Annotated in this window: 11 protein-coding genes; 6 read left to right on the plus strand and 5 right to left on the minus strand. The window is 66.1% G+C overall.

All coding sequences use genetic code 11. From position 1 onward, the window contains the following. Position 1 precedes the first annotated feature (1 nt). Complete coding sequence (locus tag KYT87_RS27055) at positions 2-781, plus strand: 3-oxoacyl-ACP reductase (RefSeq protein WP_219991304.1); 780 nt, start codon at positions 2-4, stop codon at positions 779-781. 44 nt (positions 782-825) lie between these two features. Next, a complete protein-coding gene (locus KYT87_RS27060; RefSeq protein WP_219991305.1) occupies positions 826-3,417 on the plus strand; it encodes a mechanosensitive ion channel family protein in 2,592 nt (863 codons plus the stop codon). On the opposite strand, the gene KYT87_RS27065 is transcribed toward KYT87_RS27060, so the two are convergent. Beyond that, complete coding sequence (locus KYT87_RS27065) at positions 3,414-4,586, minus strand: M20 aminoacylase family protein (RefSeq protein WP_219991306.1); 1,173 nt, start codon at positions 4,584-4,586, stop codon at positions 3,414-3,416. The two genes, KYT87_RS27060 and KYT87_RS27065, sit on opposite strands and share 4 nt — an antisense overlap. Before the next feature lie 174 nt (positions 4,587-4,760). Between KYT87_RS27065 and KYT87_RS27070 the strand changes: the two genes are divergently transcribed. Together KYT87_RS27070 and KYT87_RS27075 are read left to right on the plus strand one after the other, a co-directional pair. Beyond that, positions 4,761-5,684 carry a LysR family transcriptional regulator gene (locus KYT87_RS27070; RefSeq protein WP_219991307.1) on the plus strand — a complete coding sequence of 308 codons (924 nt, stop codon included), beginning with the start codon at positions 4,761-4,763 and terminating at the stop codon, positions 5,682-5,684. A gap of 188 nt (positions 5,685-5,872) precedes the next feature. Continuing rightward, entirely contained in the window at positions 5,873-6,859 is a 987-nt protein-coding gene (locus KYT87_RS27075; protein WP_104142759.1) for a tripartite tricarboxylate transporter substrate binding protein, read from the plus strand. On the opposite strand, the gene KYT87_RS27080 is transcribed toward KYT87_RS27075, so the two are convergent. Beyond that, a complete protein-coding gene (locus tag KYT87_RS27080; protein WP_046803228.1) occupies positions 6,846-7,316 on the minus strand; it encodes an Lrp/AsnC family transcriptional regulator in 471 nt (156 codons plus the stop codon). The genes KYT87_RS27075 and KYT87_RS27080 overlap by 14 nt on opposite strands. A gap of 291 nt (positions 7,317-7,607) precedes the next feature. On the opposite strand from KYT87_RS27080, the gene KYT87_RS27085 reads away from it, so the two are divergent. Further along, positions 7,608-8,252, plus strand: a complete 645-nt coding sequence (locus KYT87_RS27085; RefSeq protein WP_104142756.1) for a LysE family translocator — start codon at positions 7,608-7,610, stop codon at positions 8,250-8,252. A 57-nt stretch (positions 8,253-8,309) separates the two neighbouring features. Next, a complete protein-coding gene (locus KYT87_RS27090) occupies positions 8,310-9,215 on the plus strand; it encodes a DMT family transporter (RefSeq protein ID WP_104142755.1) in 906 nt (301 codons plus the stop codon). Between the two features lie 26 nt (positions 9,216-9,241). Here KYT87_RS27090 and KYT87_RS27095 read toward each other — a convergent pair whose 3' ends face one another. The 3 genes from KYT87_RS27095 to KYT87_RS27105 all read right to left on the minus strand — a co-directional run bounded on the left by KYT87_RS27095 (position 9,242) and on the right by KYT87_RS27105 (position 13,355). Beyond that, a complete protein-coding gene (locus KYT87_RS27095) occupies positions 9,242-10,234 on the minus strand; it encodes a tripartite tricarboxylate transporter substrate binding protein (protein ID WP_219991308.1) in 993 nt (330 codons plus the stop codon). Positions 10,235-10,409: 175 nt separating this feature from the next. Further along, positions 10,410-11,195 (minus strand): 2-oxo-tetronate isomerase, encoded by a 786-nt coding sequence (gene otnI, locus KYT87_RS27100; protein WP_104142752.1) that lies wholly within the window; start codon positions 11,193-11,195, stop codon positions 10,410-10,412. Positions 11,196-11,339: 144 nt separating this feature from the next. Continuing rightward, complete coding sequence (locus KYT87_RS27105; RefSeq protein WP_240434183.1) at positions 11,340-13,355, minus strand: TonB-dependent receptor domain-containing protein; 2,016 nt, start codon at positions 13,353-13,355, stop codon at positions 11,340-11,342. Between the last annotated feature and the right edge of the window lie 101 nt (positions 13,356-13,456).

The following is a 13,456-nucleotide window of genomic DNA, read 5'->3' on the forward strand; positions in this document are numbered from 1 at the left end:
CATGAATGCGGCGTTGAAATTCGCAGGCAAGGTGGTGCTGGTGACGGGCGCCAGCCGAGGCATCGGCGCCGAAATCGCGCGCAGCTTCGCGCGTGAAGGCGCCACCGTGGTGGTCAACTATTTACGCAACACGGCCGCGGCCGACAGCGTGGTCGCGCAATGCCAGGCCGCCGGCGGCGATGCCTGGGCCGTGCAGGCGGACGTCGGCGTGCCCGACGCCGTGCGCGCCATGGTCGACGGCATCGTGCAAGACGCCGGCCGCCTGGACATCGTCGTCAACAATGCCTTGCGGCCCTACGCGTTCGACCCCCGCCAGCGCACCGCTTTCGATGCGCTGCAATGGCAGGACTATCAATCGCAGTTCGATGGCGCGGTCGGCGCCGCATTCAACGTGTGCCGCGCCGCACTGCCGCATTTCAAGCAGCGCGCGCAAGGCTGCATCGTCAACATCGCCAGCAACCTGGTCGAACATCCGGTGGTGCCGTACCACGACTACACCACTGCCAAGGCCGCGCTGGTGGCATTCAGCCGCAATCTGGCGGTTGAGCTGGGGCCGTATGGCGTGCGCGTCAACTGCGTCGCCCCCGGCCTGGTCTACCCGACCGACGCCAGCGGCGCCACGCAGGAATCATTTCGCGAGCAGCTGATTGCGGCCACGCCGCTGCGGCGCATCGCCCGCCCCCAGGACGTCGCCGGGCCGGTGCTGTTCCTGGCGTCTGACTGGAGCGGTTTCATGACGGGGCAAGTGCTGTTCGTGGACGGCGGACTGGTGATGCGCTAGAGTGGATTGCCCCCCGCCTCGCAGCATCCCCACGGAGTCGCGACATGCGCGTCCGAGCCAGAGTCCTCGAGTACCTGTTCGGATGTTCCCTAGGCTTGCTGGCCTTGGCCGCCGCCCGCGTGGCCATCGCCGACCCACCTTCCGCATCGCCGCCTGCCCCGCCCGCCGCCATCCAGATGGCGGACATTCCATTGCGAGCGGACAGCGACACCCGCTACGCAGAGGGCGTGTTGCAGCGCGTGGCCGTGGCCGACCCCGACGCCACCCTGGGCCCGGCGCTTGAAGCCATCGGCAAATCCGCCGACGAAAAACTCTACGAATTCCAGCCTGCCCAACTGCGCACGCTGCCCATCATGCGGGTGGAAAGCCTGGAGCGGCACTGGGTCTTTGACGCCAACCGGCTGGCGCGCTGGCAGGCCGATCTGCGCCAGGCGACCGCCTGGTACGCCAGCGACGCCGCCGAACTGCTGCGCCGCCGCGCCGCATGGCAGGCCATCAAGGATTCTTCCTCCGCCGCCGGCCTGCCGCCCGCGCTGGCCGACCGCGTGGATGCCGTCCAGGCGCAGTTGACGGCGGCGGCGCAGGCCCTGTCCATTCCGCTTTCGCGCCAGGCCGCGCTTGAACAGCGCGCCAACGCCGTCGAAGAACGCATCAAGGCGGGTCAGCGCGCGGTCAGTGATGCCATCAACGATATCGACGCGCGGCTGATGCGCATCGATTCGCCACCGCTCTGGGATGCAGGCAAATCGCAGGACACGGGCGAAGACACCCTGGCCCTGCTGCGCACCGGCCTGGACATCGAAGTGCGCTTCGCGCGCGACTACGGCGCGGCGGGCAGTGGCAATCAGCGCGCGCTGCATGTGCTGCAACTGTTGCTGCTGCCGCTGCTGCTGTGGCTGGCAAGAAAAAGTCGCGACGCGATTCGCGCGGGCGTCATGAGCGAAACCGCCGCCGGTGTGCTGGGCCGGCCCTTGTCCACCTGGTTGCTGCTATCGATGCTGGGCGTGCTGGCCCTGGAGCCCGACGCACCGTTGATGGTGCAGCAGGTAGCGCTGGTGCTGGCCGCCGTGCCGGTGCTGCGCCTGCTGCCGCCGTCCGCACGACGCCAGCTGGACCAATGGCCGCACGTAATCACCGCACTGTTCCTGGCCGAGCGCCTGGGCTTTCTGTTCCTGGCCAACACGCTGTTCTACCGCCTGTCCACCGTGGCGCTGACCGCGCTGGCGCTGGCCGCCATCCTGTGGCTCCTGCACCGCACCCGCCGTCAGGTCCACCCTGCCGCCTCGGCACGGCTGGCGTCCATCTTGCGCGCCATCGCCTGGGGCGCCGCCGCCTTGCTGGGCGTGTCGCTGGTCGCAAACCTGTTCGGCAATGTGTCGCTGGCCGAAATGCTGACCAGCGCGGTGATCGGCTGCGGCTACTTCGGGCTGGTGCTTTATGCCGGCGTGACGGTCATCACCACCCTGCTGCAATTGCTGCTGACCCGGCAAGGCATCTCGCGCTTCCGGCTGGCGCGCGAACACGCGCCGCCGTTGGTGCAGTTGCTGATCCGCCTCTTGACCGCAACGGCCGCGGTGGGTTGGGCCGTCTACGCCATGGACCGCTTTCGCATCCTGCGCGCCACCTATGCATTCGTTACCGAAGTGCTGTCCTACACGCTGACCATCGGCGAAGTTTCCATCAGCCTGGGCAACGTGCTGCTGTTTTTTATTTCGGTGATCATCGCCTTCTGGGCGGCGCGCACCATCCGCCTGATCCTGCGCGACGAAGTGCTGACCCGCATGGCCTTGCCGCGTGGCGTGAGCAACAGCGTTGCGTCGCTGTCGTACTACCTGGTGCTGCTGCTGGGCCTGGGCATTGCGCTGTCGGCGGCGGGCTTCCAGACCAGCCAGCTGACCATCGTCTTCGGCGCGCTGGGCGTGGGCATCGGCTTTGGCTTGCAAGGCGTGGTGAACAACTTCGTATCGGGCCTGATTCTGATGTTCGAGCGGCCGATCCAACCGGGCGATGTGGTAGAGATCAGCGGCACGTCCGGCCAGGTGCGCGACATTGGCATGCGCGCCACGCGCATCAAGACATTCGAAGGCGCCGACGTGATCGTGCCCAACGGCACGCTGCTGTCGGACAAGCTGACTAACTGGACCATGCTGGACCGCAGCCGCCGCATTGAAGCCAGCATCGGCCTGGCCTACGGCACCGACCCTCGCCAGGCGATCGCGCTGCTTGATGCCGTCGCCCGCGAAACGCCCGGCATCGTTGCCGACCCCGCGCCCACGGTACTGTTCATGGGCATCGGCGCCAGCACGCTGGACTTCAGTGTGCGCGCGTGGACGTACGATTTCGACCGCTGGATCGACATCCGCAGCGACCTGTTGACGCGCCTGTACGACGCGCTGCGCCAGGCCGGCATCGAAATCGCCTTCCCGCAGCGCGATCTGCATCTGAGGACGGTCTCGGAGGAAGCGGGCGCGGCGTTGGCGCGTGCAGGCGCACCCGTCGCATCGGCGGCAGCCGAATCGGCGTCCGCTGCCTCTACTGCCTCTGCTGCCTCTACTGCCACTACTCGCACTACTCGCGCCCCTTCCGCCCCTTCCGCCACCCACGAGCCTTCAGAACCCCGCCCCCCGCCGCGCTAAATCGGCATCGCCGTCTTCACCAGTTCCACCCAGTAATGCGCGCCCAGCGGCAGAATGTCGTCGTTGAAATCGTAGTACGGGTTATGCACAGGCGGGTTTTCAACGCCTGGCCGCCCGGCGCCGACAAACACGTACGCGCCCGGGCGCTGTTGCAGCATATACGCGAAATCTTCCGAGCCCATGCGCGGCGTGCAAGCCGCATCAACCTTGTCCGCGCCCACCACGCGCGCCGCCGCACGGACCGCCAGCTGCACCTCGGCTTCCGTGTTCACGCACGCCGGATAGCCGCGAAACACCTGCACATCGATACGGGCGCCGGAACTCACCGCCACGCCCGCGCACACTTCACGCAGGCGGCGTTCGGCCAAGTCGCGCGTGGCGGCGGTCAACGTGCGGCAACTGCCGCGCAACATGACGCTGTTGGGCACCACGTTCCAGGTATCGCCGGCATGAATCTCCGTGATGCTTAGCGCCAACGCGTCGGTGGGCTTCACATTGCGGCTGACGATGGCCTGCATGGCGGTAACCAGCTGCGCGGCCGCCACAATGGGATCAATGCCATGCTCGGGTTGCGCCGCATGGCAGCCCTTGCCGGTGACGTTGATTTCATACGTGTCGCAATTCGCCATCACCGTGCCCACCCGCGTGGACACGGTGCCGAACGGCAGATTGGGCGAGTTGTGCAGCGCGTACACCGCGTCGCAGGGAAAAAGGTCGAACAAGCCGTCCTGCACCATGGCCAGCCCGCCGCCCGCGTGTTCCTCGGCCGGCTGGAAGATCAGGTGCAGCGTGCCACGCCATTCCGGGTCCACGGCCAGGTGGTGCGCAGCGCCAAGCAGCATGGCCGTATGCCCGTCGTGGCCGCAGCCGTGCATCTTGCCGGCAATGGTCGACCGGTGCGAGACGTCGCCCAGTTCCTGCATGTCCAGCGCGTCCATGTCGGCGCGCAGCCCGATCACCGGCCCCGCGCCCCGCGCCAGCGTACCGACCACGCCGGTCTTGCCCAAGCCCCGATGCACCACGGCACCCGCGCGCTCCAATTCGCGCGCCACCACGTCGGCCGTGCGGAATTCACAGAAGGCGGTTTCGGGATGGGCGTGCAGGTCGCGACGCCATTCGCGCATGTTGCGCAGCAGTTCCGGACTGATGGGCGATGGGACGTTAGCCATGTTGCGGTCTCTCCGTAGGCAGGCTTGGGGGAAATACGGCTATCGACTATAGACAGGCGCGGGTACAAAGCCGATAGCAATGATTGCGTCTTATCGATGCGGTTTTTGCAACGATGCAACCCGGCCGAATACGCGGGGTGCGTCTTTCTTGGAAGCCCGTCATGGAAACCAATCATGGATGATGTCCTGGAGTTCAAACGGACGCTCTGCTTGCTGCAAGTGATAGAAACCGGCACGTTGCGCGCCGCCGCCGATCAGCTCAATACCGATCCGTCCGCCATCAGTCGCGCCATCGCCCGGTTGGAGGCAGACACCGGGCTGGCGCTGCTGGAACGCCGTGGGCGCGGCGTGGTGCCTACCGACGCCGGCCGCCTGGTGGCGCTGTTCGCCCGCCGTCAGCAGGACCTGAACGAATCCTTCCAGGCCGAAGTCAACAACCTGAAAAGCGCAACGCGTGGCCACGTGGAACTGGCGCTGGGCGAAGGCTTTGTCGACATGGTGCTGGAGCCCGTGCTGCTGTCCTTCGTGCGCAAGCACCCCGACATCACCTACAGCATCCACGTGGCCGGCACTAACGAGACCGTGCGTTGCCTGGTGCAAGAGCGCGTACAGATTGCGCTGGCCTTTCAGCCGCCCAACGATGTGCGCTTGCGGTCGCACTATTCGCGCGCCGCGCCGATGCGCGTGCACGTGCACAAAGACCACCCGCTGGCGCGGTCGCGCCGTGCGTTGCGCTTAGCCGACCTGGCGCCCTACGGGTGGGCCGCCATGGACGAATCGTTTGGCGTGCGCCAACACATCCAGGCGGCCGAGCTGGACGAAAACGTCAAGCTCAAGCCCGCGCTGCTGACCAACTCTTTCAAGATCCTGTGGGAATTCGCCAGCCAGGGGCTGGGCTATGTGGTGAACCCGCTGTCCGTGCCGCTCAAGGGCGCGCAGTTTCGCCAGATGGTGTCGCTGCCGCTGGCCAACCCCATCCTGAACAACAGCCGCACGCACGTCATCAGCCTGGCCGGCCGGCATCTGCCGCCCGCCACGGCCAGCATGCTGCGCCACATCCTGAAGACCTTTCCCGCCCTGGAGTCCCGCCGCACCTAGGCCGGCCGCACCTAGGCCGGCCGCACCTGAGCCGGCCGCGCCTCAGCCGGCCACTTCCATCGATGCAAAAATCACAATGATCGGACCTCCCGCCAGTCATTGATGCGAACAATCGCCGCTGCCTAGACTGCATACGGCAGACCGGACAACCGGCTGCGCGCCAACTGAAATGACAAGGGAGAAGCAGCATGCGTTGGAATCTACCGGCCCGGATGGCCGCCGTTTGCCTTGCCGCTTGTGCCATGACGCCGCTGGCCCATGCGGACTATCCGGCCAAGAAGCCGCTGAGCCTGGTGGTGCCGTATCCGGCGGGCGGCGCCAGCGATGCGTCCGCGCGCCAGTTTGGCGTACACATCGCGCACGCGCTCGGGCAACAGGTGGTGGTGGAAAACGTGGGCGGCGGCGCGGGCATGCTGGGCGCGCGCCGCGTGTTGACCAGCGCGCCGGACGGCTACACGTTCTTGCACGGGTCGCCTAACGAGGTCATCCTCAGCCCGTTCCTGAACGCCGCCGCGCACTACAAGCCCGAAGACTTCCGGCTGACGCAGCCCATCAGCGAAGCCACCATCGTGTTGCTCGCGCGCGCGGACCTGCCGGTCAATACCGTGGATGAATTCATTGCCTACGCCAAGCGACCGGGCGCCAGCCCCCTGACCTTCGGCAGTGTGGGCGTCGGTTCGCTCTATCACATCATGACGGAATACCTGGGCCGGCGCGTGGGCGCGGAATTCCTGCACGTGCCCTATCGCGGCGCGGCGCCCGCGCTGCAAGACCTGATCGGACGCCAGGTCGATTTTGCGGTACTGCCCTACCAGCAAGCGATGGAGGGCATGGCCGCGCAACAGCAGTTGAAGATCCTGACCAGCTTTTCTGACACGCTGCCCGCTGCGCTGGCCAAGCTGCCGCTGATATCGCAAAGCAAGACCATCCCCGATTTCGTCTACACGATCGCGGGCGGTTACTACGTGCGCCAGGACACGCCCGCCGCCGAAGTGGACACCTTGCGTCGTGCCGTGGGCTATGCGCTGGAACAGCCCGACCTGCGCGCCCGCATGGAAGCCGAGGGGCGCCGCTTATTGGCGCCGATGAGCCAGCCCGACGCAGACGCCTACGCCACCGCTCAGGTCGCCAAGTACCGCCAGATGATCCAGACGCTGGGCCTCAAGCCGATGTAGCCACCGGCACCGTCAACGTGTTCTTCACCTGGCTCATCACCACCAGCGTCGAGAAGCGCTTGACGTTCGGGTTGCCCCAGAAGTGGCGCTGGGCGAAGTCGTCGTATTCGGCCATGTCGGCCATGGTCAGCGTCAGCACGAAGTCGACTTCGCCCGTTACCGCCAGGCACTGCATGACCTCGGGCGCGCCGTGCATGGCGCGCTTGAAGAGGTCGAGCTTGTCGGCGCGTTCGCTCTCCAGCGACACCAGCACCACCATCATGATGGCGCGCCCCACGGCGGCCGGGTCCACCACGGACACATCGGCCGTCACTACCTTGGATTCGCGCAGCCGCTTCATGCGGCGCAGGCAGGATACCGGCGACAGGTTCACGCGTTCGGCGACGTCCTGGCTGGTGCGCTGGTTGTCTTCCTGCAAGCTTTGCAGGATTTGAAGATCAAAATCGTCTAGTTCCATTGGGGTCTCGGAACGGGGGGAGGTCGGAAACGCGGTGGCGGCTTCGGCTGGCGGGCCGGACTACAGGCCGGATAACGGCCCGGGCTGTGGGCGGGCTGCGGGCCAAGGTCCGGGTTGATTCCGGGCTTGCGCAGATTCTAATCCTGGGCGCGAACAGGTCCGGCCCCAATTCGACCGGAAACTTCATTTGGCCGCCGCCGGACGCAGGAAAAAATCAGCGGGCGTGCGTACACTGAGAGCCCTCCGTCCCCGGTGCCCTGCCGTGGGACACGCCAATCAGCCGCCGTTGCAATGCCGTCGCTCCAGCTTTTTCTGCTTTTTCTTGCCGCCGACGCGGCGCTTAAACTCACGCCCGGCCCGGACATGGCGTTGACGCTGTCGCGCGGCATGACGCAAGGCTTTCGCCCGGCCTTGCACAGCGTGCTGGGCAACGTGGCGGCCGGTTTCATCCAGGTGCCCGCCGTGGTGCTGGGCCTGGCGTCGGTGCTGCAAGCCTTTCCGACGCTGTTCGTGGCGATCAAGGCAGCGGGCGGTTTGTATCTGGGTTACTTGGGTATCAAGGCGATGATCCGCTGCGCGCAGGCGGCCGACGTGTCCTTGTCGGCGCGGCCGGGCGATGCGCGCGATGCGTTCTGGCAGGGCTTCATGACGAACCTGCTGAACCCGAAGGTGCTGCTGTTCATGATCGCCTTCCTGCCGCAGTTCACCTCGCCGGAAAACGGCCCCGTGTGGGTGCAGATGATGGTGCTGGGCATCACCATGAAAGTACTCAGCCTGCCTTACGGCAGCTGCTTTGCCTACGGCGCGTCGCGCATTCGTGGTTGGGTCGGGCGTAACCCCTGGTTCTTGCGCATGCAGCAAGGCTTGCTGGGCGCCGTGATGCTGGGCCTGGCGCTGTATGTGCTTTACTCCACGGCCGCCACGCTGGCGCCTTGAACCTTCGTTTTTCGTTGCGCGTCCGCGCGTTCCTGCATTGAGCGTTACCTAGCACCCATGACCGCCGCCACCTTGAACACCGGGCACAACGCCACGGGCTCGACCCTGCTTCCCACCCTGTCGCTGATCGGCGCGATGGCGTCGCTGTGCATCGGCACGTCGTTCGCCAAGTCCTTGTTTCCCCAGGTGGGCGCGCAGGGCACGACCGCCTATCGCATCGTTATCGGCGCCATCATCCTGATTGCGTTCTGGCGACCGTGGCGCTTCGCGTTGACCCGGCAAAACGCAGCGAAGATCGCGCTGTACGGCGTGACGCTGGCCTGCATGAACCTGCTGTTCTACATGGCGCTGCGCACGTTGCCGCTGGGCATCGCCATCGCCATTGAATTCACCGGCCCGCTGACATTGGCCGTGCTGATGTCGCGGCGGGCGATTGATTTTGTGTGGATCGGCTGCGCGCTGGCAGGGCTGGTGCTGTTGATTCCCACCGGCCAGTCGCTGCACGACCTGGACCCGACCGGCATTGCCTACGCGCTGGCCGCCGCCGTGTGCTGGGCGCTATACATCGTCTTCGGAAAAATGGCCGGCAACGTGCATGGCGGCCAGGCGACGTCACTGGGTTTGCTGGCGGCCACGATGGTGGCCTTGCCGGTGGGCGTCGCGCATGCGGGCATGGCCTTGCTGGACCCCAAGCTGATTCTGGCGGGCATCGGCGTGGGCATTTTGTCCAGCGCGCTGCCCTACTCGCTGGAAATGATCGCGCTGCGGCGCCTGCCGCAAAAGACGTTTGGCGTGCTGCTCAGCATGGAGCCGGCCATGGGCGCGCTGGCCGGCGTGATCGTGCTGAACGAACACTTGTCGCAAACCCAATGGCTGGCAATTGCCGGCATCGTCATTGCGTCGGCGGGTTGCGCGGCCACGGCGCAGCGCGGCAAGAAGCGCCGCGCCAGGGTGCGCGACTAAGCGCCCCAGGCGCGGCTGATGCCGCGCTATTCCGCCGAAATGCCCTTGTGCCGGATCACCGCGCCCCAGCGTTCGTTTTCCGCGCGCGCATAGTCGGCAAAGGCTTGCGGCGTGCTGCCCGTGGGTTCCATGCCCTGCAAAGTCAGTTGTTTGACCACGTCGGGCGACTTCAACGCGGCCACGATGGCCTGGCTGAGCTTATCGACGATGGGTGCGGGCGTGCCGGCCGGCGCCACCACGCCTTGCCAGGCCGCCGCCTCGAACGTGTGCCCGCCCACTTCCGCAAAAGTCGGCACATCGGGTAACTGGGCTGAGCGCTGCGCGGCCGGCACCGCGATGGCGCGCAGCTTGCCGGCCTGGATCAACGGCCGCGCGGCGGCCAGGTCGGCCATCATCATCGGCACCACGCCCGACGCCACGTCCTGCAAGGCGGGCGGCGTGCCCTTGTACGGAATTGCCGTGGCGCGTCCGCCGATGGATTCCAGGAACAGCTCCATGGCCAGGTGATGCGGGCTGCCCACGCCCAGCGAGGCATAGCTGCCCGGCTTGTCGCTGCGCAGGTAGCGCATGACGGCGGGCATGTCTGACAGGTCGGAAGTGGGCGAGGTCACCAGCACGATCGGCAGGGACACCAGCGTGGACACCGGGGTCAGGTTGCGGGCGGGGTCATAGGGCAGGTTCTTGTATAGCCAGGGGTTCAAGGCCAGCGTGCTCATGCCTGCGGTCATCAAGGTGTAGCCGTCGGGCGCGGCGCGCGCGGTCTCTTGCGCGGCGACGATGGTGGCGGCACCCGGCCGGTTCTCGACCACGACCGTCTGCCCCAGCGATTCGCCCACGTGCCTGGCGACGATACGCGTGGCGATATCGCTGCCGCCGCCCGCGCTGAACGGCACCAGCCAGCGGATGGGATGGTCGGGGAATTCGCCCGCCGAAGCGCCGCTGCATGCAAGGCTGAACCATGCAGCGGCGCTGGTCAGCGCCACGGCCCGCCACGTGCGCGGCAAGATGCTTGTCATCATGTCCCGGCCTCCTCGACCTTGGTTTGCGTTTATTTTGCTTAACATATTAACTATTTTCGGCACGACCGCAAGCCCGGCGTTTCGGGCGGCAATGCGGGGGGGGGAATGAGGGCAGAAGAAGGCGACAGGGGGACAGGGGGACAGGGACAGCGCGGTGTTCAGCCGCGCGTTGCGATTAGCCGCGCGCCGCGTTCAGCCAGCGCAAGCCCGCCGACGTGTGGCCCGCCGGGCGGTACTCGCAGCCGATCCAGCCGCTGTAGTCCAGTTCGCGCAGCACGTTGAATACCCAGCCGTAATCAAGCTCGCCGCGATCCGGTTCGTGGCGGTGCGGCACACCCGCGATCTGCACGTGGCCCACGCGGCCCGTGGGCAGGTACTCATGCAGTTTGGTGGTGACGTCGCCTTCGACGATCTGGCAGTGGTACAGGTCCATCTGCACTTTCAGGTTCGACGCGTTCACGGCCTGCACGATGGCGTGGGCCTCGCTCTGGCGGTTCAGGATGTAGCCCGGGATGTCGCGCGTGTTGATGGGTTCGATCAGCAACGTGACACCCGCCGATCGCGCCTGGCGCGCCGCCCAATCCAGATTTTCGCGGTAGCAATCCAGCAGCGATTCGCGCGGCACGCCGTCGGGCGCCAGCCCCGCCATGACGTGCACATTAGAGCAAGACAGCGTCGTCGCATACGACAAGGCATGTTCAATCCCTGCCTGGAATTCCGCCTGCCGCCCGGGCAATGCCGCCAGCCCGCGTTCACCGCGCGAGGTCACGCCCGGCGGTGCATTGAACAGCACTTGCGACACGCCCACCGCGTCCATCCGTTCCCGCACAAAGGCGGCGGGTTCGGCGTACGGAAACATGCATTCGACCCCCGTGAAGCCATCCGACGCGGCGGCGGCATAACGGTCCAGGAACGGATATTCCTGATACATCATGGATAGGTTGGCGGCGAATTTCAGCATGGCGGTGGCCTGGGGTTCCAGCGGGAATTCCGGACGGGAATTCCGGCAACTTAGCACACCGCCGGCCGGTTTCGTGCAATCAATTGGCACGCGGGAACCACGCGAAGTGATGCGCGCGATCCCCGCGTGGTGTGCCGCACTGCATCAATACGTCATGCGCACGCCCAGCATCACACTGCGACCCGGCAGCGGCGCCACCGAGGAAATGAACGACGCGTGGTTGTAGGCCAGCTTGTTCAAGAGGTTGGTGCCGCGCACATAGACTTCGTAGCCCGTGTCGCCATAGCGGCCGCGATAGGCCACTACGGCGTTGACCATGTTGTAGCCCGGCGTGCTGTCTTCGTACGACGCGATGTCCTTCTGCGAGAACACGCGCGCGTATTCCACGCCGCCCGACCACTGTTGCCACTTCACATTCCCGCGCACGCCGGCGCGTGCCGCCGGAATGCGCGGCAGGTTGCCGTCGCCGCCCGTCAGCTTGCCGCGCACGTAGTCGCCGAACACGGCGGCCGAGAACACAGGCGTGAACTGGTGCCGCAGCTCGCCTTCCACGCCGGTAAACTCCGCGTCGCGTTGCGTGTACTCGATCAGGCGAAAGTCTTCGTAGCGGTCCAGCGTGTTGGCATAGATATAGTTCTTCACGCGGTTGTGGAACACGCTGGCGGAAAACGTGGTGTCGCCGGCATGCTTGCGCAACGTCAGGTCGATGTTGTGGGACGTTTCGCGCCCCAGGTCCGCGTTGCCCAGTTCATACGTATTAGTGGCAAGGTGCACGCCATCGGCGTACAGCTCTTGCGCGTTGGGCAAGCGTTGCGAACGGGACAACGACAGCGCCACGGAATACTGCGGCGCAAAGTCCCAGATTGCCGCTGCCGACAGGGACGTGCCGGACAGGCTGCTGCGCGGCGCGCCGCCTTCGGGCGAAATGCGTTGCCAGTCCTGCCGCGCGCCCACTTCGAAGCGCCAGTCGTTCAGCTGGTATTCCTCAAGCACGAACAAACCGTTTGATCGCGTGCGGCTGCGGGGCAGGAAGGCTTCTTCGCCCTCTGCGCTGAAGTCGCTATACGCGTTCTGCATGCCAATCACTCCACGCCAGCCGGCGATGGGCTTGTGCTGCAATTCCACGCGCAGGTCATAGCCCTTGTTCTTGAAACGCGTGCCGACTTCGCCGCCTTCGATCTCGTCGTGCTGATAGTCCGTCAAGCCACCGCGCACACGGATTTTCTCGAAGCCGGCGAAGGGGTCCTGGTATTCGGCGCGCAGGTCCAGGCGGTTGCTGCGCAGCTTCACGTACGGCACGCCGCCATGTTCGTGATCGTGGTCGTGGTCGTGGCCTTCTTCTTCGTGGTCGTGATCGTCGTGTCCGCCACAATGCAAATGCGTGCCGTGGGGGTGGCAGCCTTCGTATTCATGGTTGTGGCCGGGCAAGCCGTACTTGCTTTCCAGATGCGTGAACGCCAGGCCGACGTAGCCGCGCGGCGTAATCCACGACATGCCGACGGAGCCTTGCGCGGATTCGCTGTACGAGCCTTCCAGCTTGCCGCCCGGCCAGTCGGGCACGTCGTAGTCGCTGGTGCGGCGCTTCATCCCTTCGACGCGCACGGCAAACTGGCCCTCGCCCGCGGTGATGCCGACGGCGCCCGCACGTTCCTTCGTGCCGGTTGCGCCGCGCAGTTCCGCTTCGGCTTCGACGCCCTTTTCCGGCACGGCGGTCGGCACTTTTTTGTCGACCACGTTGACCACGCCGCCAATCGCGCCACCGCCGTACAGCAAGGTGGCCGGCCCGCGCAGCACTTCAATGCGCTCGGCCAGCAGCGGTTCCACGGTGACGGCGTGATCCGGCGAGATGCTGGATGCGTCCATCACTTCGGACCCATCGGACAGCACCTTCACGCGCGGCGCGGTCTGGCCGCGAATCACCGGGCGGCTGGCGCCGCCGCCAAATGTGTCGCTGTTCACGCCGGGCAGGTTCTTCAGCGTTTCGCCCAGCGTACCGGTGCGCTGCTCAATCAATGCGTCGCCTTCCAGCACGGACGCCGGCAGCGTGGTGCTGTTCAGGTCCAGACCCAGTGGATTGGCCGACACGGTAATGGGCGCCAACGTCTTGGCGCGGTTGACGTCCGCATCGCTCTCGGCCTGCGCCACCGGCGCGATCAGCATCAACGAACACACCAACGGTTTCAGGCTTCCCCGGCGCGGCCCGCGCGCCTTTGCTGCCACCCGGCCTGCCTTCTTGAACCCCAGCTTCTTGCCTTTCATCT

Source organism: Achromobacter sp. ES-001 (assembly GCF_019448355.1).
Lineage (GTDB): Bacteria > Pseudomonadota > Gammaproteobacteria > Burkholderiales > Burkholderiaceae_B > Achromobacter > Achromobacter spanius_B.

Coding starts and splice junctions, on each gene's coding strand:
- KYT87_RS27055 (WP_219991304.1), top strand. CDS start 2: ATGAATGCGGCGTTGAAATTCGCAGGCAAGGTGGTGCTGGTGACGGGC.
- otnI (WP_104142752.1), bottom strand. CDS start 11,195: ATGCTGAAATTCGCCGCCAACCTATCCATGATGTATCAGGAATATCCG.
- KYT87_RS27085 (WP_104142756.1), top strand. CDS start 7,608: ATGCCGTCGCTCCAGCTTTTTCTGCTTTTTCTTGCCGCCGACGCGGCG.
- KYT87_RS27070 (WP_219991307.1), top strand. CDS start 4,761: ATGGATGATGTCCTGGAGTTCAAACGGACGCTCTGCTTGCTGCAAGTG.
- KYT87_RS27095 (WP_219991308.1), bottom strand. CDS start 10,234: ATGATGACAAGCATCTTGCCGCGCACGTGGCGGGCCGTGGCGCTGACC.
- KYT87_RS27065 (WP_219991306.1), bottom strand. CDS start 4,586: ATGGCTAACGTCCCATCGCCCATCAGTCCGGAACTGCTGCGCAACATG.
- KYT87_RS27080 (WP_046803228.1), bottom strand. CDS start 7,316: ATGGAACTAGACGATTTTGATCTTCAAATCCTGCAAAGCTTGCAGGAA.
- KYT87_RS27075 (WP_104142759.1), top strand. CDS start 5,873: ATGCGTTGGAATCTACCGGCCCGGATGGCCGCCGTTTGCCTTGCCGCT.
- KYT87_RS27090 (WP_104142755.1), top strand. CDS start 8,310: ATGACCGCCGCCACCTTGAACACCGGGCACAACGCCACGGGCTCGACC.
- KYT87_RS27060 (WP_219991305.1), top strand. CDS start 826: ATGCGCGTCCGAGCCAGAGTCCTCGAGTACCTGTTCGGATGTTCCCTA.
- KYT87_RS27105 (WP_240434183.1), bottom strand. CDS start 13,355: ATGCTGATCGCGCCGGTGGCGCAGGCCGAGAGCGATGCGGACGTCAAC.